At 67.0% G+C, this 24074-nt stretch carries 20 protein-coding genes; 12 read left to right on the top strand and 8 right to left on the bottom strand.

What is annotated here, in order from left to right:
- Positions 1 to 188: 188 nt before the first annotated feature.
- Together QX073_RS10980 and QX073_RS10985 are read left to right on the top strand one after the other, a co-directional pair.
- Positions 189 to 701, top strand: a complete 513-nt coding sequence (locus tag QX073_RS10980; RefSeq protein WP_315753066.1) for a YcgN family cysteine cluster protein — start codon at positions 189 to 191, stop codon at positions 699 to 701.
- 168 nt (positions 702 to 869) lie between these two features.
- Positions 870 to 2453 carry an MDR family MFS transporter gene (locus QX073_RS10985; RefSeq protein ID WP_315753065.1) on the top strand — a complete coding sequence of 528 codons (1584 nt, stop codon included), beginning with the start codon at positions 870 to 872 and terminating at the stop codon, positions 2451 to 2453.
- Between the two features lie 153 nt (positions 2454 to 2606).
- Here the strand turns inward: QX073_RS10985 and QX073_RS10990 are convergent, their stop codons facing one another.
- The 4 genes from QX073_RS10990 to QX073_RS11005 form a co-directional block, all read right to left on the bottom strand.
- Positions 2607 to 4337 carry a cell envelope biogenesis protein TolA gene (locus tag QX073_RS10990; protein ID WP_316225740.1) on the bottom strand — a complete coding sequence of 577 codons (1731 nt, stop codon included), beginning with the start codon at positions 4335 to 4337 and terminating at the stop codon, positions 2607 to 2609.
- Positions 4338 to 4349: 12 nt separating this feature from the next.
- Complete coding sequence (locus tag QX073_RS10995; RefSeq protein ID WP_316225741.1) at positions 4350 to 6467, bottom strand: OmpA family protein; 2118 nt, start codon at positions 6465 to 6467, stop codon at positions 4350 to 4352.
- A 257-nt stretch (positions 6468 to 6724) separates the two neighbouring features.
- Positions 6725 to 8317 carry an MBL fold metallo-hydrolase gene (locus QX073_RS11000; protein WP_316225742.1) on the bottom strand — a complete coding sequence of 531 codons (1593 nt, stop codon included), beginning with the start codon at positions 8315 to 8317 and terminating at the stop codon, positions 6725 to 6727.
- Positions 8318 to 8363: 46 nt separating this feature from the next.
- On the bottom strand, positions 8364 to 9896 hold the full coding sequence (locus QX073_RS11005; protein ID WP_316167022.1) for a thymidine phosphorylase family protein: 1533 nt from the start codon (positions 9894 to 9896) through the stop codon (positions 8364 to 8366).
- A gap of 382 nt (positions 9897 to 10278) precedes the next feature.
- Between QX073_RS11005 and QX073_RS11010 the strand changes: the two genes are divergently transcribed.
- Positions 10279 to 10443 carry a Flp family type IVb pilin gene (locus QX073_RS11010; protein WP_315716136.1) on the top strand — a complete coding sequence of 55 codons (165 nt, stop codon included), beginning with the start codon at positions 10279 to 10281 and terminating at the stop codon, positions 10441 to 10443.
- Between the two features lie 182 nt (positions 10444 to 10625).
- On the opposite strand, the gene QX073_RS11015 is transcribed toward QX073_RS11010, so the two are convergent.
- The 4 genes from QX073_RS11015 to QX073_RS11030 form a co-directional block, all read right to left on the bottom strand.
- The gene (locus QX073_RS11015; protein ID WP_315753059.1) at positions 10626 to 12122 is read right to left on the bottom strand and encodes a porin; all 1497 of its coding nucleotides are present in this window, start codon (positions 12120 to 12122) and stop codon (positions 10626 to 10628) included.
- Complete coding sequence (locus QX073_RS11020; protein ID WP_316175908.1) at positions 12119 to 12349, bottom strand: hypothetical protein; 231 nt, start codon at positions 12347 to 12349, stop codon at positions 12119 to 12121. Before QX073_RS11020 ends, QX073_RS11015 begins: the two co-directional genes overlap by 4 nt.
- 179 nt (positions 12350 to 12528) lie before the next feature.
- Complete coding sequence (locus tag QX073_RS11025; protein ID WP_316171138.1) at positions 12529 to 13530, bottom strand: LysR family transcriptional regulator; 1002 nt, start codon at positions 13528 to 13530, stop codon at positions 12529 to 12531.
- Between the two features lie 468 nt (positions 13531 to 13998).
- Complete coding sequence (locus QX073_RS11030; RefSeq protein WP_316225743.1) at positions 13999 to 14973, bottom strand: Ku protein; 975 nt, start codon at positions 14971 to 14973, stop codon at positions 13999 to 14001.
- Positions 14974 to 15227: 254 nt separating this feature from the next.
- Between QX073_RS11030 and QX073_RS11035 the strand changes: the two genes are divergently transcribed.
- The 9 genes from QX073_RS11035 (at position 15228) to QX073_RS11075 (ending at position 23977) form a co-directional block, all read left to right on the top strand.
- Entirely contained in the window at positions 15228 to 15380 is a 153-nt protein-coding gene (locus QX073_RS11035) for a hypothetical protein (RefSeq protein WP_315756472.1), read from the top strand.
- 274 nt (positions 15381 to 15654) lie between these two features.
- On the top strand, positions 15655 to 16329 hold the full coding sequence (locus QX073_RS11040; protein WP_006614547.1) for a response regulator transcription factor: 675 nt from the start codon (positions 15655 to 15657) through the stop codon (positions 16327 to 16329).
- 62 nt (positions 16330 to 16391) lie between these two features.
- Positions 16392 to 17768 (top strand): sensor histidine kinase, encoded by a 1377-nt coding sequence (locus tag QX073_RS11045; RefSeq protein WP_315716143.1) that lies wholly within the window; start codon positions 16392 to 16394, stop codon positions 17766 to 17768.
- Positions 17769 to 17878: 110 nt separating this feature from the next.
- Positions 17879 to 19345 carry a hypothetical protein gene (locus QX073_RS11050; protein WP_316225744.1) on the top strand — a complete coding sequence of 489 codons (1467 nt, stop codon included), beginning with the start codon at positions 17879 to 17881 and terminating at the stop codon, positions 19343 to 19345.
- A gap of 106 nt (positions 19346 to 19451) precedes the next feature.
- Positions 19452 to 19721, top strand: coding sequence for a hypothetical protein (locus QX073_RS11055; protein WP_315716145.1), 270 nt, complete (start codon positions 19452 to 19454; stop codon positions 19719 to 19721).
- 138 nt (positions 19722 to 19859) lie between these two features.
- The gene (gene ccmI / locus QX073_RS11060) at positions 19860 to 20963 is read left to right on the top strand and encodes a c-type cytochrome biogenesis protein CcmI (protein ID WP_316225745.1); all 1104 of its coding nucleotides are present in this window, start codon (positions 19860 to 19862) and stop codon (positions 20961 to 20963) included.
- 31 nt (positions 20964 to 20994) lie between these two features.
- Complete coding sequence (gene ccmE / locus QX073_RS11065) at positions 20995 to 21513, top strand: cytochrome c maturation protein CcmE (RefSeq protein WP_315753052.1); 519 nt, start codon at positions 20995 to 20997, stop codon at positions 21511 to 21513.
- On the top strand, positions 21510 to 23489 hold the full coding sequence (locus QX073_RS11070; protein ID WP_316225746.1) for a heme lyase CcmF/NrfE family subunit: 1980 nt from the start codon (positions 21510 to 21512) through the stop codon (positions 23487 to 23489). Before ccmE ends, QX073_RS11070 begins: the two co-directional genes overlap by 4 nt.
- A 5-nt stretch (positions 23490 to 23494) precedes the next feature.
- Positions 23495 to 23977: a cytochrome c-type biogenesis protein gene (locus QX073_RS11075; RefSeq protein ID WP_316225747.1), complete on the top strand. Its 483-nt coding sequence runs from the start codon at positions 23495 to 23497 to the stop codon at positions 23975 to 23977.
- The last annotated feature ends 97 nt before the right edge of the window (positions 23978 to 24074 follow it).

Genomic DNA, 24074 nt, shown 5'->3' on the forward strand with positions numbered 1-24074 from the left:
CATTGCCGGCGCCGCCGCCGGAGTGACTCAATCATCTATCTAGCCGAGCGGGGGTCACAAACCAATGGTTCCGCTCATAATTTGATGCACAAAGCTAACGTGCCGCCGTAATCGGCAAAGCCCCTTGCGCGGCTCGGGGCCGGGCACCTAGATGGCGGCCACCTCACGCCCTCTTTGAGAATCGCCCGATGACCGCACCGCTCAAACGTCCCTCGGGCCAGGAGGGAATGTTCTGGAAAACCAAGATCTTGGAAGAGATGTCCGAGGTGGAATGGGAGAGCCTCTGCGATGGCTGCGGGCGCTGCTGCCTGGAGAAGCTGGAAGACGAGGATACCGGCGACATCTACTTCACCCACATTTCCTGCAAGCTCTTGGATGCCGGGCTATGTGCCTGCAAGGACTACCCGAATCGTTCCGAACAGGTGTCGGATTGCGTTCGCCTGACACCTGAGAACGTCCGCACGCTGACCTGGCTGCCACCGAGCTGCGGCTACCGCCTCGTGGCTGAGGGGCGCGATCTCTACTGGTGGCATCCCCTGATCTCGGGCGATCCTCAGACGGTCCATGAAGCCGGCGTCTCGGTGCGCGGCCGGGTCGAGGGCACCGAGGACGACGTTCCGGACGACCAGCTCGAGGACCACATCGTGCAGTGGCCGGTGCTGCTGCCGAAGCGGGCCAAGTTGAAGCGACGGCCGAAATAGCGCGATCACCTCGCACCCGCAGCAAGTCACGATGATGCGACCGTTCCCGTGCTGTCGGAATGCACCCATGCACCCGACCCGCTGCCGCACGGGAAAATTATGCCTTAAGTAGTTCGCCAGACAGCGAATCCGCGCGGCGTCGTCGCGCCCGGGCACGGCATTCATCCCATGAACAAGTTTGATCGGCAGACGCATTACCCTGCCGCGTCCCAATCCCTGCCCGAAGAGATCGCCGCCGAGCTGCCGGCCATTCCGCCGCAGGTTCAGGCGATCGAGGATGCGCCGTCGCTTGCGCCGCCGGTGCCGCTGACCCAGGCCGAGGTGCGCACCATCCTGATGAGCCTGCTGCTGACGATGTTCCTGGCCGCGCTCGACCAGACCATCGTGGCGACCGCGCTGCCGACCATCGGCCGCGAGTTTCAGGACGTCACCAATCTCTCCTGGGTGATCACCGCCTACCTGCTGGCGTCGACCGCGGTGGCGCCGGTGTTCGGCACGCTCTGCGACATCTATGGCCGCCGCTCGATGATCATCACCGCGCTCAGCCTGTTCGTGGTCGGCTCGGTGGTCTGCGCGCTGGCGCCGAACATGCCGGTGCTGATCCTCGCCCGCGGCCTGCAGGGGCTCGGCGGCGGCGGCATCATGCCGGTGGTCCAGACCGTGATCTCCGACGTCGTCAGCCCGCGCGAGCGCGGCCAGTACCAGGCCTATTTCAGCGGGGTCTGGCTGCTCGCCGGCCTGCTCGGGCCGGTGATCGGCGGCTTCTTCGCCGACCATCTGCACTGGTCGATGATCTTCTGGATCAATGTCCCGCTCGCGATCGCGGCGCTCGCATTGCTGCTGCCCAAGATGGGCCGGCTGCCGGTCTATCACCGGCTGCGCAAGGTCGACTGGGCCGGCGGCCTGCTGCTGATGGCCTCGGCCGTCGTGTTCATGCTGGTGCTGACCTGGGGTGGCCACAAGCTGGCCTGGCTGTCGCCGACCCTGCTGGCGATGATCGGCAGCGCGGTGGCGCTCGGCTTGGCCTTCGTCTGGCACGCCAAGCGGGCCGATGAGCCGTTCCTGCCGCTGTCGCTGATGGGCGGAACGGTGGTGCCCTACGGCATGCTGGCGAGCGGCTGCGCACTCGGCGCCCTGATCGGGCTCACGGTCCATCTGCCGCTCTATTACGAGCTGGTCTATCATTTGACCCCGAGCCAGGCCGGTCTCGGCCTGATTCCGATCGCGGCGATCTCGACCCTCGGCGCCGCGGTTGCCGGCCGCACCATGGCCCGGGTCAAGCACTACAAGCGCGTCGCCATCGTGGGCACGATCATCGGCACCATCGCCGCCGCGGTCATGACGGTGACGACGCCCTCGCTCTGGGTGCTGATGGCGCTGCTGTCGATCTACGGCATCGGGCTCGGCACGGCGTTCCCGATCTCGGTGGTGTCGCTGCAGAACGCGGTGGACCGCTCCCAGATCGGCACCATCACCGGCGCCATGAACTTCTTCCGCTCGATGATGTCCTCGTTCACGGTCGCGGCCTTCAGCGCCATCCTGCTGATGGCGCTGGGCGCCGACATTTCGCTGGCGGAGGGCGCCCATGGCGCGGTCAGCGGCATCGCGGAAGCCGACATGATCCATGCCTTCCGCTTCGTCTATGCCGCGGCCACCGCGATGCTGGCCTGCGCCTCCGTCTGCATGATGCTGATGGAGGAGCGGCCGCTGGCCGGCCCGTCGCGCAGCGAGGCGGTCGAGCTCGCCGAGTAAGGAAAGCAGGGTGGGCACGGCGCCATCACCATCGCGCGTGACGAGAGGGCAAGTCAGCGCCTTTGCACACCCGACGATTCGTTGAGATCATGATGCGATTCCACGGAATCGCATCATGATCCACTTTTCCGGATCATGCTCCAGTTGGCGCCGCTACTCGCGTGGTTGCACGATCTCGACGTTGTCCTGCCCGCGGGAGCCGTCGTCGGCGGATGACTTGACCAGACCAGCCTCGACGCGGCGGGCGAATTCCGTGGTCCCGCCGCTTGCGAGCTCCTTGGCCTGCGCGACCCATTGCTCGCGCTCGATCCGTCCTGCGAACGCCAGATACGAGCCGACCCATTTGGCGTGCTCGGCGGTCCAGGCCGCGATCTGCGCGAAATGCCAGATGCCGAGGCCGTGCAGCCGCGCCTCGTTCTGCTTGCCGATGCCCTTGATCAGCTTGAGATCGTCGGCCTGGCCGCCGCGCGGCGCGACGAGCCCGAGCGGGCGGGCGCCGCCGTGGACGTCCTCGTTCTCGACGGGCGGCATCAGCGCCGGCAGGTGGGCCAGGAGGTAGCTCGCCTCGTCCTCGCTCAGCGGCGCGTCGGCGTGTTCGTCGATGGTGATCGCGCCGGACTTCACCGCGCTGGAATGCGCGGTGTCGAGGCCGGCCGCGAGCAGCTTGGCCTGCGCGATCCAGTGCTCGCGCTCGATCCGGCCGGGAAAGGCCATGTGATGGCCGACCCAGCTCGCATGGTCAGGCGTCCACGCCGCGATCTGGCTGAAATGATGCACGCCGATGTCGTTGAGGACGCGCTCATTCTTGGGTCCGATGCCCTTGATCAGCTTGAGATCGTCGGCGGCGCCCTCGGGGGCGGACAGGGCCGGCGGTCTGTCGTCGGCCGAGGCCGGGCTCTCCGGGGCCGATGATGCGGCGACCTCGGCGGCAAGCCGTTCCGCCTCGGCGTCGGCGGCTAGGCGATCGGCTTCCGCGCGTGCGGCCGCTTCGGCGGCGAGGCGATCGGCCTCGGCCTCGGCCTTGGCGGTCGCTTCGGCCGCGAGACGCCGGGCTTCCGCCTCGGCTTTCGCAACGGCCTCTGCCGCAAGACGGTCTGCTTCGGCTTTCGCCGCTGCTTCGGCGGCCAAGCGTTCGGCTTCGGCCTTTTCAGCCGCAACGCGATCGGCCTCTGCTTTCGCGGCTGCTTCCGCAGCGAGGCGGTCGGCTTCGGCTTTCGCGGCGGCCTCCGCAGCACGGCGCTCGGACTCGGCGTTCGCCGCCGCCTCGGCAGCGAGACGTTCGGCTTCGGCCTTCGCTGCGGCTTCAGCCGCCAGGCGATCAGCCTCGGCCCTTGCCGCGGCTTCCGCGGCGAGCCGCTCAGCCTCGGCCTTTGCGGCCGTTTCGGCGGCTAGACGCTCGGCCTCCGCCCTTGCAGCGGCTTCGGCCGCAACACGTTCGGCTTCAGCGTTTGCGGCAGCTTCAGTGGCAAGGCGATCGGCCTCGACGCTGGCTGCGGCTTGCGCAGCCGGGGATGGGCTGTCCGCCCAAGGACGAGCCGCCGCGGTTGCGCCGGCGAACGCGACGCTGCTTCCAGGCCCGCCCGGCGACATCGCACTGGTGTCACCCAACCCGACATATTCCCTGAGCTGTCCGCCGATCAGGCAGCCGAGAACATAGGCGCCGACCATCAGCAGGCCGACCTCGAGCCACAGGCCGGCACGTCCGGGCAGCACTGTCAGCAGCGCCATCAGGATCCCGATGACGAGGGCGAGCGTCGCCGGCAGCAGCCAGCTTCTCAGCCAGTCCGGCCGCGGCTCGTCCGACCAGGTGCGCCAGCCGACAAAGCCGCCGATGCCGACGGCGAGGATGATCCAGAACGGAAATGTCGCAAGGTCGTACATCATGATGTCAGCGCCTCACTTGACGACGAATTCGATGCGGCGGTTCTGCGCGCGGCCTTCGGCCGTGTCGTTGGAAGCGACCGGCTTGGTCTGCCCGTAACCCTCCGAGGTCATGCGCGAGGTGTCGATGCCGGCGTCGCCGATATAGCCGACCACCGCCGCCGCCCGGCGCTTGGAGAGGTCCATGTTGTCAGCTTCGTCGCCGACATTGTCGGTGTGGCCTTCGATCGCGATCTCGGCGTCCTTGCAGCGCTGCGCAACCTCGATCAGGTGATCGAGCAGCGCCAGCGAGGCGCGGCTCAGCTCGGCGCTGCCGGTGCTGAAGCGGATGCGGCCCTTGGCGAGCAGCCCGTTGAACGCCGGCTGGCACTCCGCGACCGCGAGCGGCGGGCTTTCCGGCTTGACGCCGATCTTGACGTCGTCGAGCTTGAAGCCGCTGCCGACCGCCTCGGCGAGCTCCTTGCGGACCTGCTCGGCCGACTTGTCGTAGATGGCGAGCCCGTCGACCGTGATCGCCGCGTCCTTCGCCGTCAGCGCGCCGGACCACAGCCGCGCCAGCGCCGGGAACGTCGCCTTCAGCGACTGCACGTAATCCTTTGGCGCACCGTCGCCGATCTTCAGACCGTCCTCGACCGTCTCGGTGATGAAGGTCGTTGTGGCGGCGTCGACGAGATCGCGGCGGGCGGCGTCATCAGGCACGTAGCCGCTCATCATGACACGGCCGTCCTGCTTCTGCAGTCCGAACGCGTAAGGCGAGACCGGGCCGTCGCGGACGTCGATGGACGCGAGCGCGAACGGCGCGGGCAGGGCGTCGGCCAGTTGCTCGCGCACGGCTGCGCCGGTGACGTTGGCGAGTCCGACGCCCCTGAGCGAGACCTGGGTGTCGTTGATCTCGGCGCGCCCCTGCGACAGCCTGGCGAGCTGCTGCAGCAGGCTCGCGCTCGCTTTGGCAAGGTCGCCATCCGGGGCGCCGCGGGCGATGCCGATCTGGCTCTTGATCGGCTTGCCGTCGAACTGTCCACTGGCGGAGCCCAGCATCGCATCGCGGGCCGCTCCGCTCGGCGCGAGACCTGTGAGGCTCAAGCTGGTGCCGTCGAACTCCGCCGACCAGCGATAGGGCTTGATTTCCGGCGGCAGAATCTCGGCTTTCGCCAAGCTCAGCCCGGTCGGCAGCTTGCCGATCCCGGCCATCGTTTCATCGTAGGCGGCGGTGGAGGGGGCCTCGCCCGAAATCGCGTAGGTGGCGTCGGAGATGACGACGCGGCCCGTGCTCAGCCTGGTAAGCTCCGCCAGCGCATAGGACGTGTAGGCGCCAAAATCGCCAGCAGGCGCGCCACGCGCGATCTGCATGTGATGCATCACCGACGCGCCGGGCCAGGCCTTGATCGCGGCGGCCTCGAGCGCGCGCCTGATATCGTCATTCGGAACGACGCCGGACATCACCAGCGTGTTGTCCTCGCGAACCGCGCTCCAGATGAACGGCTTTGCCTCCGGCGGTAGGATCGCCACCTTGTCGAGCAAGGCGCCGCCCGGCAGCTGCCGCGTCGCCGCGACGGCAGCCTCATAGACGTCCGATGAGGCGGCGGCACCTGCGATCGAATAAGCCTTGTCCGCGAGCGCGAACGTGCCGCCATTGAGCTTGGCGGCCTGGACCGATCCATGGCTCGCGATGGCCGCGAAGTCGGCCGGAGCTCCCAGCGCATAGGAGAGGCGATCGACCACTTCACCACCGGACGAACGGACGGCATTGAGCACGGCATTCCGAACGGCGGGCGTCGGCACCGCGCCTTCGAGCACGAGCTGGCCGCCGTTTCGCGTGGCGCGGAAGGCATAGGGCTTCGGTGTCGGCAGCTTGTCGTAGGTGCCGTCGACGAGCCGGACGCCATTGACCGTGGCGGCGTCTGCCAGTTTCGTCGACTGATCGGGACTGAACTCCGGCCCTGCGATGCGAACGTCGCGGCCCGCGACCGTGACCTTGAGGGCCGCGGCTGTGTCGGGGACGGCGGCCGCGACGGCGGCGCGTGCCCGCGGCGCAATGTCGTCCTCGACATCAGCCGTCTTGAAGCTCACGGCCGCGAGCCAGAGCACGGCAACAGCGATCAGTCCCGCCCACCATTTCGATGGTTGATGCATGTGAGAGCCCCTCGTTTCCCCACCTGCGCCCGGTTCACCCGGATCGTTCCGTTGTCATGAACCACGTGTCGAGCCTATCAGAACAGCTCTCGGAGACCAGCCGTCGGCACGTTGTGTGTTTCAATATGCACAAGCTGCGAGAGCGTCGCCGTCTGCGAGCTTCGCACCGCACCTGATGGTCCCTCAAGGTGCGATCAAAGTGTGACCGTTCGACGACGAACATCGCAGGCGCGGCCTTCGCGGCTACGCCGCTCGCATCACTCTTCGAGCGCCCGGCGCAGGCGGCGGATGATGACGCCGCGGGCGCGATCGTCGGCGGCTTGCTCGATCCGCTCGTGGATGTCGAGCAGCAGGCCCGACATGTCGTTGTGCCAGTCCAGCCGGGTGACCGCCTCCGGCGCTAGCCGCCGCCGGCGCGCGACGTCGAGCGGCGTCGGCACCGCGCTCGTCAGCTCGTAGACGTCGTCGAGCAGGGGGGAGAACACTTTCGCGGTCGGCACGATGCGCTCGGCGACGCGCGCCGCAAGCGCCGCGATCGCGGCATCCTCGCCGTGGGACAGAAACAGGCCGCGCGCGATCGGGCGGCGGGCCGCGATCCAGCGGGCGATCTCGGCGCCGTCGGCGTGGCCGGAATAGTCGTCGATCATGCGGATACGTGCCGCGACCTTGATCTCCTCGCCCTGGATGCGCACCGCCTTGACGCCGTCCTGCAGGAAGCGCCCCAGCGTGCCGTTGGCCTGATAGCCGACCAGCAGCACGGTGGCGCGGTTGTTCCACAGCCAGCGCTTGAGATGATGGCGGATGCGACCGGCATCGCACATGCCGCTGGCGGCGATGACGATGTGAAATCCGGTCAGCTTGGCGATCGCCTTGCTTTCATCGACCGTCTCGGTGAAGCGCAGATGCGACGACGACAACAGCCGGCCGACATCGCTGCCGCCGTCGAGGCTCTCGGTGTGCGCGCGAAACACCTCGGTGGCGTGGATCGCCAGCGGCGAGTCCAGGAACACCGGCGCGGCCGGAATCTCGCCGCGCTCCATCAGGCCGACCAGATCGACGATCAGCTCCTGCGTCCGCTCGACCGCGAAGGCCGGGATCAATAGCGCGCCCTTGGCCGCCGCCGCGTCGCGCACCTCGCCGGCCAGACGGCCGCGGCGCAGCTCCGGCGTGGTCGGCTCGCGAATCCGGTCGCCATAGGTCGCCTCCGAGATCACGTAGTCGAAACCCTCCGGCGCTTTCGGATCGGGCTGCAAGAGCTTGGCGTCGGGCCCGACATCGCCGGAGGCAAGCAGCCGCAGCGGTCCGCCATCGGCGCCTTGTCCTGCGAATTCGATCTCGATCGAGGCGGAGCCCAGCAGATGGCCGGCATTCCAGTAGCGGGCGCGAACGCCTGGAATGATCTCGGTCCAGGTCTCGTAGGGGACGGCTTGGAAGTATTGCAGCGCCGCGATGGCGTCGGCCTGGGTGTAAATCGGGCTGACCTCGCCGCGGCCGCGCGCGATGTTGCGGCGGTTCAGCGCCAGCACCTCCTGCTCCTGGATGTTGCCGGCATCGGGCAGCATCCATGAGCAGAGATCGATGGTGCCGCGCGTGGCGAAGATCTTGCCGTCGAAGCCCATGCGCACCAGCTTCGGCAGCAGGCCGCTATGGTCGATATGCGCATGCGTCAGCAGCACGGCGTCGATGTCGGCGGGACGGAATGGGAAGTCGCCGTAGTTGAGCTCCTTCAGCGTCTTCTGGCCCTGGAACAGGCCGCAATCGATCAGGAACTGGCTCTTGCCGCTCCGCACCAGATAGCAGGACCCTGTTACGGTATGCGCGGCACCGCAGAAGCGAACGGTCACACTCATGCGGTGGTCTCCCGAGGACGATGGATCGATGCTCGATGACGGTTCATCACGAACGACCATTCGCGCCGTCGGCGAAGCCATAGCCGTGGTTGGCGGCAGCTGCGGCTGCGGCCAGATCATGCTCCGACGGATCGCAGGTGAACACGCGATAGAGTGGTTCACCCTGGTCGACACGATCGCCGATCTTCTTGAACAGCATGATCCCGGAGCCCTTGTTCACCGGCGCGCCGGCGGTACGCGCCAGGCGATTGAGCCGCAGGCAATCGATCGCGGACACGACACCGTCGCGCTCCGCCTTGACGTCGAAGGCGAGATCGCCGAGCTCGCTGCGGCATTCCGGCGGGCCCTGCGCATCGATGATCTTCAGCATCTGCTTGAGCGCCGCGCCGTTGTCGAGCAGCTCGCGCGCCCTGTTATAGCCGGCGCCGCCGCGCAGCTTCGGATCATATTCGAGCAGATGCGCGGCGAGCCGCAGCGACTTCTCGCGCAGGTCCGCAGGCGCCGACGGCTCGTTGCCCAGCACCGCCATCACGTCGCGCGCCTCCAGCACCGGACCGATGCCGTTGCCGATCGGCTGGCGGCCGTCGGTCGTGATCACCTCGACCTTGAGCCCGAAACGGTCGCCGACGAATTCGAACAGCTTGCGCAGCCGCATCGCCTCCGCGCCGCTGGTGAGCTTGGCGGTCGGCCCGACCGGCAGGTCGAGCAGCAGATGCGTCGAGCCGGCGGCCAGCTTCTTCGACAGGATCGAGGCGACCATCTGCTCGCGGGTGTCGAGGCTGAGCGGGCGCTCGACCGAGATCAGGACGTCGTCGGCCGGCGACAGATTGACGTGGCCGCCCCAGATCACGCAGCCATTGCAGGCCGCGACGATCGACTTCATCTCGTCGGCGCCGACATTCACCCGCGCCAGCACCTCCATCGTATCGGCGGTGCCGGCTGGCGAGGTGATCGCGCGCGAGGAGGTTTTTGGAATGGTCAGGCCGTGGGCGGCGACGATCGGCACCACCACCATCGAGGTGCGGTTGCCGGGAATGCCGCCGATGCAGTGCTTGTCGACCACCACCGGCTCGGGCCATTTCAATTGCGTGCCCGCATTGGCCATCGCGCGCGTCAGCGCCAGCAGCTCGCCGGAGCTCATGAAGCTGGCTGAGCCGATCAGGAAAGCGGCGATCTCCATGTCGGAGTAGCGGTAGTGGGTGAGGTCCTCGATCACGGCAGCGATCGCCTGGTCGCTCAAGGTCTCGCCCCGGATCTTGGCGCGCACCGCTTCCATGCTCTCGGGCGGGGTCGCCGGCGACACCGTCGCCCGCGTGCCGGCCGGCTCGGCGAAGCGCCGCATCGCCGGCTCCGACAGGCCGATCTCGTCGGGGCCGACCAGTGCGTCGTCGTCGGTGATCAGAAGGGTCGCCAGCAGCGTCCGCGAGTTGCAGCGCAGCTCGACGCGGCTGAAGCCGCGGAACACCTCGGGCCGCAACGCCTTCGAGCGGCGGGAGATCACGACCACGTTCTCGCGGCCGGTGTCGAGCGCGACGCTGCGGATCTTGAGCTGGGGACGGGCGGAATCTGTTGTGCTCATAGCGATCAGGATAACCTTTAAGGCGGTCCACGCCATCGCCGTTGACCCAGATCATGACGTGGCATCTGGCGGATAAGCCGAATTTTTTCTGAATGTGTCGGACGAGGATTCAGCGGCTCGGCTTTGCCGCCAACCGGCCGGGGGCTGCGGACTGAGAATAAAGCGAAGCAAGTTCAGTTGCTTGCACTCCGGTTCGGATCTCGGAGGTCGGGCGAGGGCGGGCCTGCCATGGAATGCCGGCTCCGAATCTGGGCCGCGCAGGTACCTCATCGGGTTAACCGATTGTTCAAGCCGATGACGGAGGGTTTCCGGCGGGGCGTCCATCCCGGCCTCGGCGCGCCCTTCCGGCGCGTCAGATGATCGAGCCCGACCGGAGAGGTAGATGCGGCAGTTGATTGCGAGCTTCCTGAAGAATCAGGCTGGCGCGACCTCGATCGAATACGCCATCATTGCCGGCGGATTGAGCATCGTGATCCTGGCGGCCGTCAACGGCCTGGGCTCGGGACTGAGCAGCAAGTTCACCGCGATCAACACCTCGATCAAGTAGCCGGCCGGTCACGCCGCCGCGCGATCATCGCCGTCAGACAAGTCACAGGCGTCGTGATCCGCACGACGCCTGCCGCATTTCGCCCCATCCCTCGCGACGCGCCGCCTGTCTCCACGAACGAAGCTTCCGGCGGGGGCATCGCCGGAAGCTCGTCGAGCAGTCAGAGGTTCAACAGCCCAGCTTCAAAAGTTGCGCTGGGCGCGCAGCAGCATGCTCACCGTGTCCTGGTCCTTGAGCTGGTAGATCGCGGCCGGCTTCGCCGTGCTCGTCACGGCCGGAGCAATCGCCGTGCCCGAGTATTTCTGGTCGAGGTGGCTGTAGGTCACGTCGGCCGAGAAGGTGAGGCCCTTGACCGGCGTCCATCGGGTGATGAGGCCGATCTGTCCGAGATTGAAGTCGGGATTGCAGGTCGAGCCCGCGGTCAGCATCCCGGTGGCGGCGATGCCGGCACAGATGAGGCTCGATCCCGTCTGGCCATAGCGCACCTGGGCATAGGCGCCGTACAGCGCCGTATTCCAGCGCGGATCCCAATTGTGGGTGAAGGCGCCGCGCATGCCCCAGGTCTGCACGGTCGACAGGCCCGTGCCGGTGCCGAACACCGCGTCGCCGACGCCGGCGAAGCCGATGCTCTGATAGGCGCCGGCTACGCCCGTGCTGCCGTACATCGAATAGGTCGTGTTGGCGAGGCTCTGGAAGTTGTAGCGGCTCGCGCCGTCGGTGTAGACCGCCTGCAGGTTGACGACGTCGCCCGGACCGGTCGGGATGTTCTTGATCGACAGCGCCAGTTGCGCGGCCCAGCCCCACTTGTCGGAGGGATGACCCGAGGTCTCGGACGCGCCGTAATAGGCGGCATGATTGTCATGCGCGGCGAACGACGCCTGGAAGATGCCCCACGCCTGGTCGACGCGAACCATGCCGATGATGTCGGGAGACACCGTCCCGCCGAAGCTGCTCGAGCCATAATTGCCGCCGAGCACGCCGGCCGCGGTGATGCCCGAGGTGTTCCAGATGTTGGTGGTGAAGAACTGCGTCTGGTCTTCCAGCGAGACCGCGGCGGTGATGCCCTGGCCGAAATCGGCGGTGTAGGTGAACTGGTTGACGCCGTTGTTGGAGCCGCTGCCGCCGACCAGGCCGTCGAAATTGTTGCCAGGATAGTTGGTCCAGGGCGCGTCGAAGGTCGACACGGCCTTGCCCATCGTGAATCCGGCGAACTGGATGAAGGCGTAGTAGACGCCGACGATGCCGCCCGAGATGGCGTCGCCGGTGTAGGACGTCGCGCCGGCGCCCGCACCGCCATAGGAGCCCGAGGTCCAGTTCAGCACGGTCTCGAAATAGGTACGCACCACGCCATATTCGGTCGCGGTGCGCGTATCGATGTTCAGATCCTGGCGCGAACGGGTCTGATAGCGGTTGCTCAGGCGGTTATCGGCGCCGGCCTGGCCTGAATAGGCGCCACCATAGTTGCTGTTGGTCCACAGCGCGGTCTCGGCGCGCAGATAGCCGCCGAGCTTGATGCAGGTGTCGGTACCGGGAATGTAGTAGAAGCCCGTGCCGTACAGCGAGCACACCTTCACATATTCGACGGCTTTGGCCTTCAGTGGAAGATCCGCAGCCTGCGCCGCCGCGGCGGACAATATCACTGCTCCCGTTCCGAGTAGCAGGCCCCTCAACGTCTTCATTTCCCGTTTCTCCGGTTGACGGCGATGCACACGGCCCCCCGCGTGTCGCCTCTGGCTTCGCCAGATTGCCGCTCCCACACCTCTGATTCCGACGACGGCTCGATCAGCGCGGCCGGCGGAATGGTTGAATGAAGTGTGCATGAGCCAATTTCAATTTGATGAATGCGCTCTGCTTTGTTCGAAGCCCACTCGATCGTCGTTAACACGCTGCTCGCACGCACCAGCATCGACGCAGTCACGCCGCGTTTTGGCCTCGCGGTGTCGATTTGTTAATGGTGATAATCGTGAATAGGTTAGATGGGAATCCCGAACAATCCCGGTGCACATCGCAAGCTGCGCACATCATGGCGCGTTCGCAGCGCCGCTGCCGACGCGCGATTGACCTCTCCAGCCTCGCAACGCGATCTCAGCGACGGTTGGGCTCGACGTGAATCGACGTTCGATGTGACGTCGCTGCTACCAACCCGCGTGCGTCGTAATCCGCCGCGCGCGACATTGCTTCGAGCGTGACGCCGCTGCGCCAGCGCTTGACGAAGTCGAGAAAGACCTGCAGCGGCATCGGCGGTTGCCGGCGGCTCGGATGGTACAGGAACAGTCCGGGCGTCGCATAGCGCCAGCCGGGCAGCAGCCGCATTAGCCGTCCGTCGGCCAGATGCGACTCGATCATCGGCTCGACGAGATACGCGACGCCGATGCCGTCGAGCGCGGCATTCAGCGCCAGATCGAAGTCGTTGACGATAAGGGAGCCGTCCACGGCAATCTCGGTGCGCTCGCCGCCCTTTTCGAAGATCCAGGGCTGCAGCGTATCGTCGGCAGGGACCCGATGTCGGATGCAATTATGGGCCTGGAGATCCTCGGGCACGGCCGGCGCGGGATGCGCCGCGAGATAGCCGGGGGCGGCAACCGCAACGAAGCTGCACTCGTCGAAGACGCGGATGACCTTCATGTCGCGCTCCACCCGGTGGCCGGATCTGATGCCGGCATCAAAGCGATTGCGCACGATGTCACTGTTGGTGTCGTCGACAGCCAGTTCGATATGGATGTCCGGGTATTCGGCCAGGAATGACCTGATCAGGGGCCCGAGCCCTCTCACGGCGAACACACGGGATACGGTCAGGCGCAGGGTGCCCATCGGCTTGTCGCGGAACGCGTTGATGCTCTCGATGGCCTGGTCGACCCGTTCGAGAATCGGCTGGATCTCCGCCAGCAGGCGCTCGCCGGCCTCGGTGAGGGCCACGCTGCGCGTCGTCCGGTTGAACAGCCTGACGTCCAGCCGCTCCTCGAGGCTCTTGATGGTCTGGCTGATGGTCGGCAAGGAGCAGCCGAGATGAGCGGCCGCCTTGGTGAAGCTCAACGAATCCGCGACGGCTGCGAAAGCGGAAAGCTCGGACAGCTGAACCCGTGCCATCGCTAGGCGTACTGCGCCCGGCGTTGGTCCGCATCGTGCTGAAACATCCACATCCCCCTGATACGCCGCGTCGTGCGGCTGGGACGACTTCGCCAGCGTCGTCCCGACCGATCAGGCACATCAACCTTCCATCAGGAAGCTTACGCCCGGATCACCATCCCGCGCCGCAGAGCTAGGTGCGACGTGATCATTCCGCAAGCATCGAAGTGATGTCGAAACGATCACAAATCCGCGCCTGATCGCCGGATCACCATCGCAGGACCGACTTACCTGACCAAGGCAGATATTTTTTCCACCAATTGGGGCGGGCGATCGATGCGGTGTCCTTGGTGGATGACCCGCAACACCACGCGCGATGGCGTGCCCACGGCAACAGCTGGAACTCGAGGGAGTCGCGGTCGAGCGACCGTTATGCACAGGACCCGTGCGCCGCGCGAAGCTTCGGAGGTCGTTCGCCGTATCGACGCCTCAACTGGCCTTGCGTGAGCGTGCAGTGGTTCGTGCCGGCTTCTCCGACTTCTTCGGCTCCTCGGCCTTCTTCGGCTCGTCCTTGGCCTTCTTGCCGCTGATCGGCAGCAGCATCTCGCGCTGGCCTTCGACGCGCTTCTTCGGCTTCTTGGCCTTGGCCTTCGGCGCGGGGGCGACAGCGGCGGGCGCCTTGTCACCCTCGCTGGCAAGGCTGCGCTTCAGGGCGTCCATCAGGTTGATGACGTTGCCGCTCGACTTCGGTGCAGCCTTGGCGGCGATGGTCACGCCGCTGCGCTTCTTGTTGATGAGCTCGATCAGCGCGGCCTCGTAGTGATCCTCGAAGTTCTCCGGCTGGAAGTCGGCAGATTTCTTCTCGACGATGTGCTTGGCGAGATCCAGCATGTCGCTGGTGATCTTCACATCCTGGATGTCGTCGAAATATTCTTCCTCGTTGCGCACCTCGTAAGGGTAGCGCAGCAGCGTTCCCGTCAGGCCCTTGCCGAGCGGCTCCAGCGCGATGATGTGCTCGCGATTGGTGAGCACGACCCGGCCGATCGCGACCTTGTCCATGCTGCGGATGGTCTCGCGAATGACCGCGAAGGCGTCGTGGCCGACCTTGCCGTCGGGGACGAGATAATAGGGACGGATCAGATAGCGGCTGTCGATGTCGGTGCGCGGCACGAACTCGTCGATCTCGATCGTGTGCGTCGATTCCAGCGCGATGTCCTCGAGCTCGTCCTTGGTGACCTCGATGTAGGTGTCGGTGTCGACCTTGTAGCCCTTGACGATGTCGTCATTGGCGACTTCCTCGCCGGTCTCGGCATCGACCCTGCTGTATTTGATGCGGTGGCCGGTCTTGCGGTTGATCTGGTTGAAGGAGACCTTCTCGGACTCCGACGTCGCCGGATAGAGCGCGACCGGACAGGTCACGAGCGACAGGCGCAGAAAACCCTTCCAATTGGCGCGCGGGGCCATGACCTACTCCACTTAACTCCGAACTAACGGCTTGCTCCGAACCGGACTGCTGCGGGCGTCGTTCTCGCGGCAGCCGCGAGGATAACACCCGAGGCTGCGGATTCAACAAGCTGGCCGGCAGATTCTCGGATCGGCGTTAACCCGTCGCAGGGGGCGCCGCCCGGAACATCATCTGGCTGCCGACGTTGCCAACGGGAGTGCGTGACAGAGCGCTTCACCGCTCGGAATGCGAATAACAGTGAGCTGAGGGCACCATGGCAGCCAGACGACCGACGCAGATCGTCGAGACCCCCACCGAAGCGCGGCAGGGCGAGCCTGGACCGTCCGTCCTGGCGATCCTGGCCATCTCCACCGGACTGGCGCTGCTCGTCCTTGGCCTGATCTGGTTCGTGTTCTTCCGCACCTGACGCGAGGACCGTTCGATCCGCTCCATTGCGTGGCCGGGTAACGTCCGTCCGCGTCCCTCAGATCCGCGTTCGAGCCCCGCCATCCGTGCGGCGGGTCTTCTCATGCCCGTCTTTCAGAGCTTATATCCGCCCCAATTCTGTCGGCCCCTGCCGGCGGTCCCGATCGAGATGACCAAAAAGTAACCTGGTCGCTCGGGTTCCGTTCATGCACGGTTCACGGCCTTCCGGTTCATCTTGAGGGCGGAAATCGTGCAGTTCAGCTTTGGAGGCAAGCGTGCGTCTGCTCGTTGTCGAGGACGATCCGGATCTCAACCGTCAGCTCACCACGGCCCTGAGCGACGCCGGCTACGTCGTGGACCGTGCGTTCGATGGGGAGGAAGGGCACTATCTGGGCGACAGCGAGCCCTACGACGCTGTCGTGCTGGACATCGGCCTGCCCAAGATGGACGGCATTTCGGTGCTGGAGGCGTGGCGGCGCAATGGCCGGGCGATGCCGGTCTTGATTCTCACCGCGCGCGACCGCTGGAGCGACAAGGTCCAGGGCTTCGACGCCGGTGCCGACGACTACGTGGCCAAGCCCTTCCACCTGGAAGAGGTTCTGGCGCGCATCCGCGCGCTGCTGCGCCGCTCGGCCGGCCACGCCCAGAGCGAGCTGACCTGCGGGCCGGTCACCCTCGACACCCGCACTGGCAAGGTCAGCGTGTCGGGCAACCCCGTCAAGATGACCTCACACGAATACCGCCTGCTGTCCTATCTGATGCATCATTCCGGCCGCGTCGTCTCGCGCAGCGAGCTGGTCGAGCATCTCTACGACCAGGACTTCGACCGCGACTCGAACACCATCGAGGTGTTCGTCGGCCGCATCAGGAAGAAGCTCGACTGCGACGTCATCCAGACCGTGCGCGGCCTCGGCTACCTGCTGACCCCGCCGCCGGCCGCAGGCGCCTGATCCGTTTCCGGAGCCAGCCATTCGAGGTGGCCGGGCGCCGGCCGTTTCGCTAGTTTGCGGTCATGCGCCAGAGTTCACTTGCCACCCGGTTGTTCCTGTCCGCGACCGCGTGGCTCGTGGTCATTCTCGCCATCACCGGCATCGTGCTGTCCTCGGTGTATCGCAATGCGACCGAGCGCGCCTTCGATCGCCGGCTCAACCTCTATCTCCGCACCCTGATCGCCGAGGTCGCCACCCCCGACGATCCGCCGGACCGCCAATTCCAGTCCTTGGGCGAGCCGCTGTTCGAGCTGCCGCTGTCCGGCTGGTACTGGCAGATCACCCGTACCGACGCCGAGAAGCCGGAGGTACGGGCCTCGCGCTCGCTGTGGGACAAGAAGCTGCCCAAGCTGGAGGAGCAGGGGATCGAGCTGACGGCGGCCGGGATCCGGATCGGATATGTCGAAGGGCCGGAGAACCAGGACCTGCGCATGGTCGAGCGTCCGGTGGATCTCGGCTCCGACGGCAAGTTCCTGGTCAGCGTCGCCGGCGATGCCTCGGAGATCTTCGACGAGACCCGCAGCTTCGACTACTACCTCGGCGGCACCTTCACCGCGCTCGGGATCGTGCTGCTGCTCACGACCATCTTCCAGGTCCGCTATGGCCTCGCGCCGCTGAAACGCATCTCCGAATCGATCGCCGACATCCGGTCGGGGCGCGCCGAGCGGCTGGAAGGGGAGTTTCCGGTGGAGATCGCGCCGCTGGCCCGCGAGACCAATGCCCTGATCGACGCCAATCGCGAGATCGTCGAGCGGGCGCGCACGCATGTCGGCAATCTCGCCCATGCCATCAAGACGCCGCTCTCGGTCATCGTGAACGAAGCGGCGACCCATGCGGCGGACCCGTTCGCGGCCAAGGTGATGGAGCAGGCGGACGTCATGCGCGACCAGGTCGCTCACCACCTCGAGCGGGCGCGGATCGCCGCGCGCGTCACCATCGTGTCCACCGTGACGGAGGTGGCGCCGGCCATCGAGGCGCTGCGCCGCACCATGGAAAAGATCTACCGCGACCGCAGCATCGTGGTCGAGGCGACCGCCGATCCCGCCGCGCGGTTTCGCGGCGAGCGCCAGGATCTCGAGGAGATGGTCGGCAATCTGGTCGACAATGCCTGCAAATGGGCGGCTTCGCGGGTCTCGGTCGAGCTCACCGTGGAGCCGCCGGCCCAGTCCGGGGCCTCGCCGATGCTGCGGATCGTGGTCGATGACGATGGCCGCGGCCTCTCGGCGGCCGAGCGCGCCCAGGTGCTGCGGCGCGGCCAGCGGTTGGACGAATCCAAGCCGGGATCGGGGCTCGGGCTGTCGATCGTCACCGATCTGGCTGCGCTCTATGGCGGCCGCCTGACCCTGGGCGATGCCCCGACCGGGGGACTGCGGGCGGAGCTGAGACTTCCCGGCGTTTGACGGGGCGGCGAATTTCGCCATCCTAAAGGTGTTCTTAATACCGCGGACGCTATGGTTCGGGCAGGGGTGCGCGATGTGCGCTCTCGCCGTGGAAATTTGCACGCCGGCGCATGGGTCAGACAGCTCACGAGCGGTTAAGGGAATATCTCGGGCAGCTGCCGCCGAACGCGCAGTCGCTCCTGATGCGCGAATTCGAGCGCGCCATCGAGCGCGGCCAGGACGTCGCCGTGGCGACCCTGGTGCTCGAGCAGCTGCGCAAGGTGGTGCGGCCCGTCGCGCCGGCGGCTCCCGCTCCAGCAGCCGACCCGGCGCGGCCCCAACCCGCCATCGAGGTCGCCCGTCCGCAAGGCCGCGACGAGCGCCGCCAGAGCGGCGATGGCCCGCGTCGGCTGTTCCGGCCGCTCGACCCGTTCCTCACCGATTCCACCGGTCCTCTCCGTCCCGGCCAGATCCGCCGTGCCTCGCTGCTGCCGGTCTGGCAGTGGCTCGGTCGCGAAGGCGCGCCGGAGCGCTACGCCGAATTCGAGGCCGCGATGTCGGTCTCCGGCGACAGTTCGCGCGAGGTCGAGATGACCGCACGCAAGCTGCAGCGCGCCGCCGCCGAGGCGCTGATGAACCTCGTCGGCCCCAACGCGACCGGCGACCGCCAGCGCGCGCTGGCCCGCATCGGCGCCCCCAGCGTGATCGAGGATCTGCTGCCGATCGCGCTGGTGCTGCAGAACCGCGAGGCGCTCGACGGCCTCAACGGCCGGCTGCCCGGCATCATCCGCGTGCTCGGCGATTCGCAGATTGCCTCCGTCACCGAAGCCATCAACGTGCCGTCGCTGCAGACGCCCTCGATGCTGCCGTTCGCACTGTCGCTGGTGATGCAGCGGCTCGCCGCGCCCTGGCAGATCATCCGTCTCGCCACCAAGATCGCCGCCTCCGACGACGAGATCAGGGTCGCCGCGACCCCGTTCGGCGTCGCCGTCACCATCGCGCTCAACGATCTCGCCGGTCTCGCCTCGGTGCTGCGCGCCGACATCCGGCGCGGTCATTTCTCCGATCTCGGCGATACGCTGAAGACGCTGCATGACGGCGTTCGCGGCCTGCGCACCGAGCTCGACCTGCGCTCGGATTCGAACTGGGGCAAGCAGCTCACCGCGATCCGCGCCGACATCTCCAATGCCCTGCAATCGGAGATCGACAGCGTGCCTGGCCGCGTCCGCCGCATCCTGCGCCAGCGCGCCGACAAGGACATTCCGGCCGGCGCCGGCGTCGATGGCAGCGAGGTCGAGGAGGTGGCGGCACTGATCGAGTTCGTCGCCGTCTGCCGCAACTATGCCAGCGAGCTCGCGATCAACGAGGTGACGCTGCGGACCTATTCCGATCTGCAGCAATATGTCGAGAAGGCCACCGAAGCGCTGGTGCAGTCGCTGCGCTCGGGCGACGCGCGGGCGCGCGCCTATCGGCAGTCGCAGGTGTCGGCGGCGATTCGCTTCTGTCACGTCCTGTTCGGCAACGACTACGCCCAATTGATGAGCAGGTCGGCCGAGAACGCGATGAACGGCGAGCGAAAATCCTCGCGCGCCGGTTGAGATTTTCTGCTAGTCTGTCGACGTTTTTGATTTTGCAATTTCAGGTTGACCTCGCCCCGGGGCCACGCATAGGTTCCGCCAAGTTCCATCCATTTTCATCAAGACCATGATTTCCGTCATCAACTTCGTCGAGGTCGAGAACCGCGTCGTCCGCGCGACCTATCGCAACCTCATGATCAAGGCCAAGGTCGTGCTCGTCGACAAGACGAGCGGGGCGCCACTTCCCGATCCCGTCACCACCATCGCCTCTCCGGTCCCGGTCGGGTCGCTGCGGATCAGGCTCACCGACCATGTCCGGCCGGGCACCTATTTCCTTATGGCCCTGAACGGGCACGGCAGCTATCTCGCCAAGAGCGCTGAGTTCGAGGTCCCCTAATTACGTAATCCTCCTGAGTTTTTTGGCGCGGACGGCTGCGCTACCACGGCGGCAAATGTGAATTGCCGCCGGGAACGGTGCTGGTTAAAAGCGGCGCGAGGCGCGCCTGCCGGTGGGCGCTGACTGGAACTCTGTCCGATGACTCTCTGGTTCGTGTTCGCCGTGATGACGGCCGCGGCGATCTTCGCCGTCCTGCTGCCGCTCGGCCTGGGCGCGCGGGCCGCGTCTGGCGGTCGCGAGGTCGTCGTCTACAAGGATCAGCTGGCCGAGATCGAGCGCGACGTCGAAACCGGGCTGATCGGCAAGGTCGAGGCGGAAGCCGCACGGGTCGAGATCGGCCGCCGCCTTCTGGCTGCCGCGGACCAGGAGGGCGAGGCCGCGGGGAAACCGAGCCTCGGCCTGCGCCGCGCGGCGGCCGTGCTGGCGCTGATCGGCGTGCCGATCGTGGCGCTCGCGGTCTACCTGCCGCTCGGCTCGCCGCAACTGCCGGATTTCCCGCTCACCGCACGCGCGGCGCCGCCCAACGGGACGCAGCCGCTGGAAACGCTGGTGGCGCAGGTCGAGCAGCACCTGCAGAAGAACCCGACCGACGGCCGCGGCTGGACCGTGCTCGCCCCGGTGCTGGCGCGGCTCGGCCGCACCGATGACGCGATTCGGGCCTATCGCAACATGATCACCTATGCTGGCGACGGCGCGGCCAAGCGCGCCGATCTCGGCGAGATGATCACGGCCGCCGCTGGCGGCGTCGTTACCGCCGAGGCCAAGGCGGAGTTCGAGCGCGCCCATGCGCTCGAGGCCGACGAGCCGAAGTCGAACTACTATCTCGGTCTCGCCGCCGAGCAGGACGGCCGCAAGGACGATGCGGCCAACATCTGGCGGGCGATGCTGGGCAAGGCGCCGGCGGATGCGCCGTGGCGGCCGCTGGTGACGGCGGCGCTCGGCCGGGTCGGCGGCGGAGAGGTGCCGGCGCTGCCGAGCGAGGCGGTGGCCGCGGCCAAGAGCATGAGCGACGGTGACCGCGAGACGATAATCCGCGGCATGGTCGACCGGCTGGCGGCGCGGCTGAAGCAGAATGGCGACGACGTCGAGGGCTGGCTGCGCCTGGTGCGCGCCTATGTCGTGATGGGCGATCTCGACAAGGCCAAGGGGGCGTTGTCGGATGCGCGGCAGGCGGTGTCCGGCGATGCCGAGCGGTTGCGGCAGCTCAACGAGGGCGTGAAGACTTTCGGCTTGGATGGATGAGCGGCGCTTCCGCCGCCAACGGGATCAAGGGATGACACGCAAGCAGAGGCGTTTGACGATCATCGGCGGGGCGCTGTTCGTGCTCGCGGTCGCCGCAGGGCTGGTGCTCAACGCGCTGCGCGACTCCATCGTGTTCTTCTCGACCCCGACCATGGTCGCGGAGAAGCATATCGGCCCGGGCAAGCGCTTCCGGCTCGGCGGCCTGGTGCAGCCGGGCTCGCTGAAGCGCGGCGACGATCTCGCCGTCAGCTTCGAGGTCGCCGATGGCGGCGCCAAGCTGCCGGTCGCCTACAAGGGCATCCTGCCGGATCTGTTCCGCGAAGGGCAGGGCGTCGTCGCCGAGGGCGCGCTCGATGCCGACGGCGTGTTCAAGGCCGACACCGTGCTCGCCAAGCACGACGAGACCTACATGCCGAAGGAAGTCGCCGATGCCCTGAAGAAGCAGGGCCATTGGAAGGACGATTACGGCAAGCCGAAAGGCGGCGCCAAACCGGGCCCGGTGTCGATGCGCGAGGGCACTGACAAGAGCGCGGCAGGAGCGACGCAGTGATTGCAGAGAGCGGACATTACGCCCTGGTGCTGGCGCTTGCGCTGGCGCTGATTCAGTCCACCGTGCCGATGCTCGGCGCGTATCAGCGTGACGTCGCCCTGATGAATGTCGGCCGCTCGGCCGCGCTGGCGCAATTGCTGTTCGCCGGTCTCTCCTTCATCGCGCTGATCACGTTGCACGTGACCTCGGATTTCTCCGTCGCCAACGTGTTCGAGAACTCGCACTCGATGAAGCCGCTGCTCTACAAGATCACCGGCGTGTGGGGCAACCACGAAGGCTCGATGCTGCTGTGGGTGTCGATCCTGGCGCTGTTCGGCGCCATGGTCGCGGCCTTCGGCAACAACCTGCCGCTGTCCTTGCGCGCCCGCGTGCTCGCGGTGCAGGCCTGGGTGGCGACCGCGTTCTATCTGTTCATCCTGACCACATCGAATCCGTTCGCGCGGCTCGCCAACCCGCCGATCGAGGGCCGCGATCTCAATCCGGTGCTGCAGGACATCGGCCTCGCCGTGCATCCGCCGATGCTCTATCTCGGCTATGTCGGCTTCTCGATCTCGTTCTCGTTCGCAATCGCAGCCCTGCTCGAAGGCCGCATCGATGCCGCCTGGGCGCGCTGGGTGCGGCCGTGGACCCTGATGGCCTGGATCTTCCTGACGCTCGGCATCGCCATGGGCTCGTACTGGGCCTATTACGAGCTCGGCTGGGGCGGCTGGTGGTTCTGGGACCCGGTCGAGAACGCCTCGCTGATGCCCTGGCTCGCCGGCACCGCGCTGTTGCACTCCGCTGTCGTCATGGAGAAGCGCAACGCGCTCAAGGTCTGGACCATCCTGCTGTCGATCCTGACCTTCTCGCTGTCCCTGCTCGGCACCTTCCTGGTGCGCTCCGGCGTCATCACCTCGGTGCACGCCTTCGCCAGCGATCCGACGCGCGGCGTGTTCATCCTCGGCATCCTCGTGCTGTTCATCGGCGGCAGCCTGACGCTGTTCGCCGGCCGCGCCACCGCGCTGAAGCAGGGCGGCCTGTTCGCGCCGATCTCGCGCGAGGGCGCGCTGGTCTTGAACAATCTGCTGCTCACCGTGTCCTGCGCCACCGTGCTGTTCGGCACGCTCTATCCGGTGATCATGGAGGCGCTCGACTTCAAGCTCTCGGTCGGCGCGCCGTTCTACAACATCACCTTCGGCCCCTTGTTCGCGCTGTTGCTGCTGATGGTGCCGTTCGGCCCGATGCTGGCGTGGAAGCGCGGCGACCTCGTCGCGGCGACCCAACGGCTGCTCGCGGCCGGCGTCACGGCGCTGGTGACGATCGCGATCGTCTGGGCCTGGGCGCGCGGCGGCAGCGCGCTGGCGCCGCTCGGCATCGGTCTCGGCGTGTTCGTCATCACCGGCTCGGTCGTCGATCTGGTCGAGCGCAGCGGCGTGGCCCGCGTGCCGTTCAGGACCGCGCTGCACCGGACGGCCGGCCTGCCGCGCTCGGTGTGGGGCACGGCGTTCGCGCATGCCGGCCTCGGCATAGCGCTGCTCGGCATCGTCTGCGAGACCACCTGGAACAGCGAGCTGATCAGTACGCTGCGTCCGGGCGACGTCCGCAATCTCGCCGGCTACCAGATCAAGTTCGACGGCATGAGCCAGCGCCAGGGCCCGAATTTCAGCGAGGTCGTCAGCACCTTCGTCATCAGCGAGGACGGCAGGCAGCTCAGCGTCCTGACGCCGAGCAAGCGCAGCTTCGCCACCCGCGGCATGTCGACGACGGAAGCCGCGCTGATGACCCGCGGCGTCAGCCAGCTCTACGTCTCGCTCGGCGATGCCACCGCCGACGGCGGCCTCGCCGTGCGCATCTATCACAAGCCGCTGGTGCTCTTGATCTGGTTCGGTCCGGTGCTGATGGCGTTCGGCGGCCTGCTGTCGCTGTCCGACCGGCGCCTGCGCGTCGGCGCCCCGCGGCCGGCGCGCGCCGCGCGCGCGCTGCAGCCGGCGGAGTAGGGCGGATGCGACGCAGTCTCGGCTTCCTCGCGCTCGCGCTGCTGCTGCTTGCCGCACCGGTCGCGCATGCCGTGCAGCCCGACGAGGTCATGTCGGACACCGCCAAGGAGCAGCGCGCCCGCGCGCTGTCGCGCGAGCTGCGCTGCATGGTCTGCCAGAACCAGTCGATCGACGATTCCGATGCGCCGCTGGCGCGCGACCTGCGCCTGCTGGTGCGCGAGCGCCTCGCCGCCGGTGACAGTGACAATCAGGTGCTGGACTTCCTGGTCGCGCGCTACGGCCAGTTCGTGCTGCTGAAGCCGCGGTTCGAGCGCCAGACCCTCCTGCTGTGGCTGCTGCCGCCGGTGCTGCTGCTCGGCGGCGGGCTGGCGCTGTGGTGGCAGGTCCGCCGTCGCGGCCAGCGCGGCCCGGAGGCCACGCCGAAGCTGACGGCCGAGGAGGAGGCGCGGCTCGCCGCGCTGATGGCCGAGCAGCCGCCGGCGACGTGATGATCCGCTAACGCCACGATCCCCTGCCAGTTAGTTACTCCGTCATGCCCGGGCTTGACCCGGGCATCCGCGTGGATCCCAGAGTGCCGGACGACGT

Source organism: Bradyrhizobium sp. SZCCHNS3052, assembly GCF_032484495.1.
GTDB lineage: Bacteria > Pseudomonadota > Alphaproteobacteria > Rhizobiales > Xanthobacteraceae > Bradyrhizobium.

Coding starts and splice junctions, on each gene's coding strand:
- QX073_RS11030 (WP_316225743.1), bottom strand. CDS start 14,973: ATGGCCCCGCGCGCCAATTGGAAGGGTTTTCTGCGCCTGTCGCTCGTG.
- QX073_RS11045 (WP_315716143.1), top strand. CDS start 16,392: ATGCGCCAGAGTTCACTTGCCACCCGGTTGTTCCTGTCCGCGACCGCG.
- QX073_RS11000 (WP_316225742.1), bottom strand. CDS start 8,317: ATGAGTGTGACCGTTCGCTTCTGCGGTGCCGCGCATACCGTAACAGGG.
- QX073_RS10985 (WP_315753065.1), top strand. CDS start 870: ATGAACAAGTTTGATCGGCAGACGCATTACCCTGCCGCGTCCCAATCC.
- QX073_RS10980 (WP_315753066.1), top strand. CDS start 189: ATGACCGCACCGCTCAAACGTCCCTCGGGCCAGGAGGGAATGTTCTGG.
- QX073_RS11055 (WP_315716145.1), top strand. CDS start 19,452: ATGATTTCCGTCATCAACTTCGTCGAGGTCGAGAACCGCGTCGTCCGC.
- QX073_RS11010 (WP_315716136.1), top strand. CDS start 10,279: ATGCGGCAGTTGATTGCGAGCTTCCTGAAGAATCAGGCTGGCGCGACC.
- QX073_RS11035 (WP_315756472.1), top strand. CDS start 15,228: ATGGCAGCCAGACGACCGACGCAGATCGTCGAGACCCCCACCGAAGCG.
- QX073_RS10990 (WP_316225740.1), bottom strand. CDS start 4,337: ATGATGTACGACCTTGCGACATTTCCGTTCTGGATCATCCTCGCCGTC.
- ccmE (WP_315753052.1), top strand. CDS start 20,995: ATGACACGCAAGCAGAGGCGTTTGACGATCATCGGCGGGGCGCTGTTC.
- QX073_RS11050 (WP_316225744.1), top strand. CDS start 17,879: ATGGGTCAGACAGCTCACGAGCGGTTAAGGGAATATCTCGGGCAGCTG.
- QX073_RS11020 (WP_316175908.1), bottom strand. CDS start 12,349: ATGCTGGTGCGTGCGAGCAGCGTGTTAACGACGATCGAGTGGGCTTCG.
- QX073_RS11025 (WP_316171138.1), bottom strand. CDS start 13,530: ATGGCACGGGTTCAGCTGTCCGAGCTTTCCGCTTTCGCAGCCGTCGCG.
- ccmI (WP_316225745.1), top strand. CDS start 19,860: ATGACTCTCTGGTTCGTGTTCGCCGTGATGACGGCCGCGGCGATCTTC.
- QX073_RS10995 (WP_316225741.1), bottom strand. CDS start 6,467: ATGCATCAACCATCGAAATGGTGGGCGGGACTGATCGCTGTTGCCGTG.
- QX073_RS11015 (WP_315753059.1), bottom strand. CDS start 12,122: ATGAAGACGTTGAGGGGCCTGCTACTCGGAACGGGAGCAGTGATATTG.
- QX073_RS11005 (WP_316167022.1), bottom strand. CDS start 9,896: ATGAGCACAACAGATTCCGCCCGTCCCCAGCTCAAGATCCGCAGCGTC.
- QX073_RS11075 (WP_316225747.1), top strand. CDS start 23,495: ATGCGACGCAGTCTCGGCTTCCTCGCGCTCGCGCTGCTGCTGCTTGCC.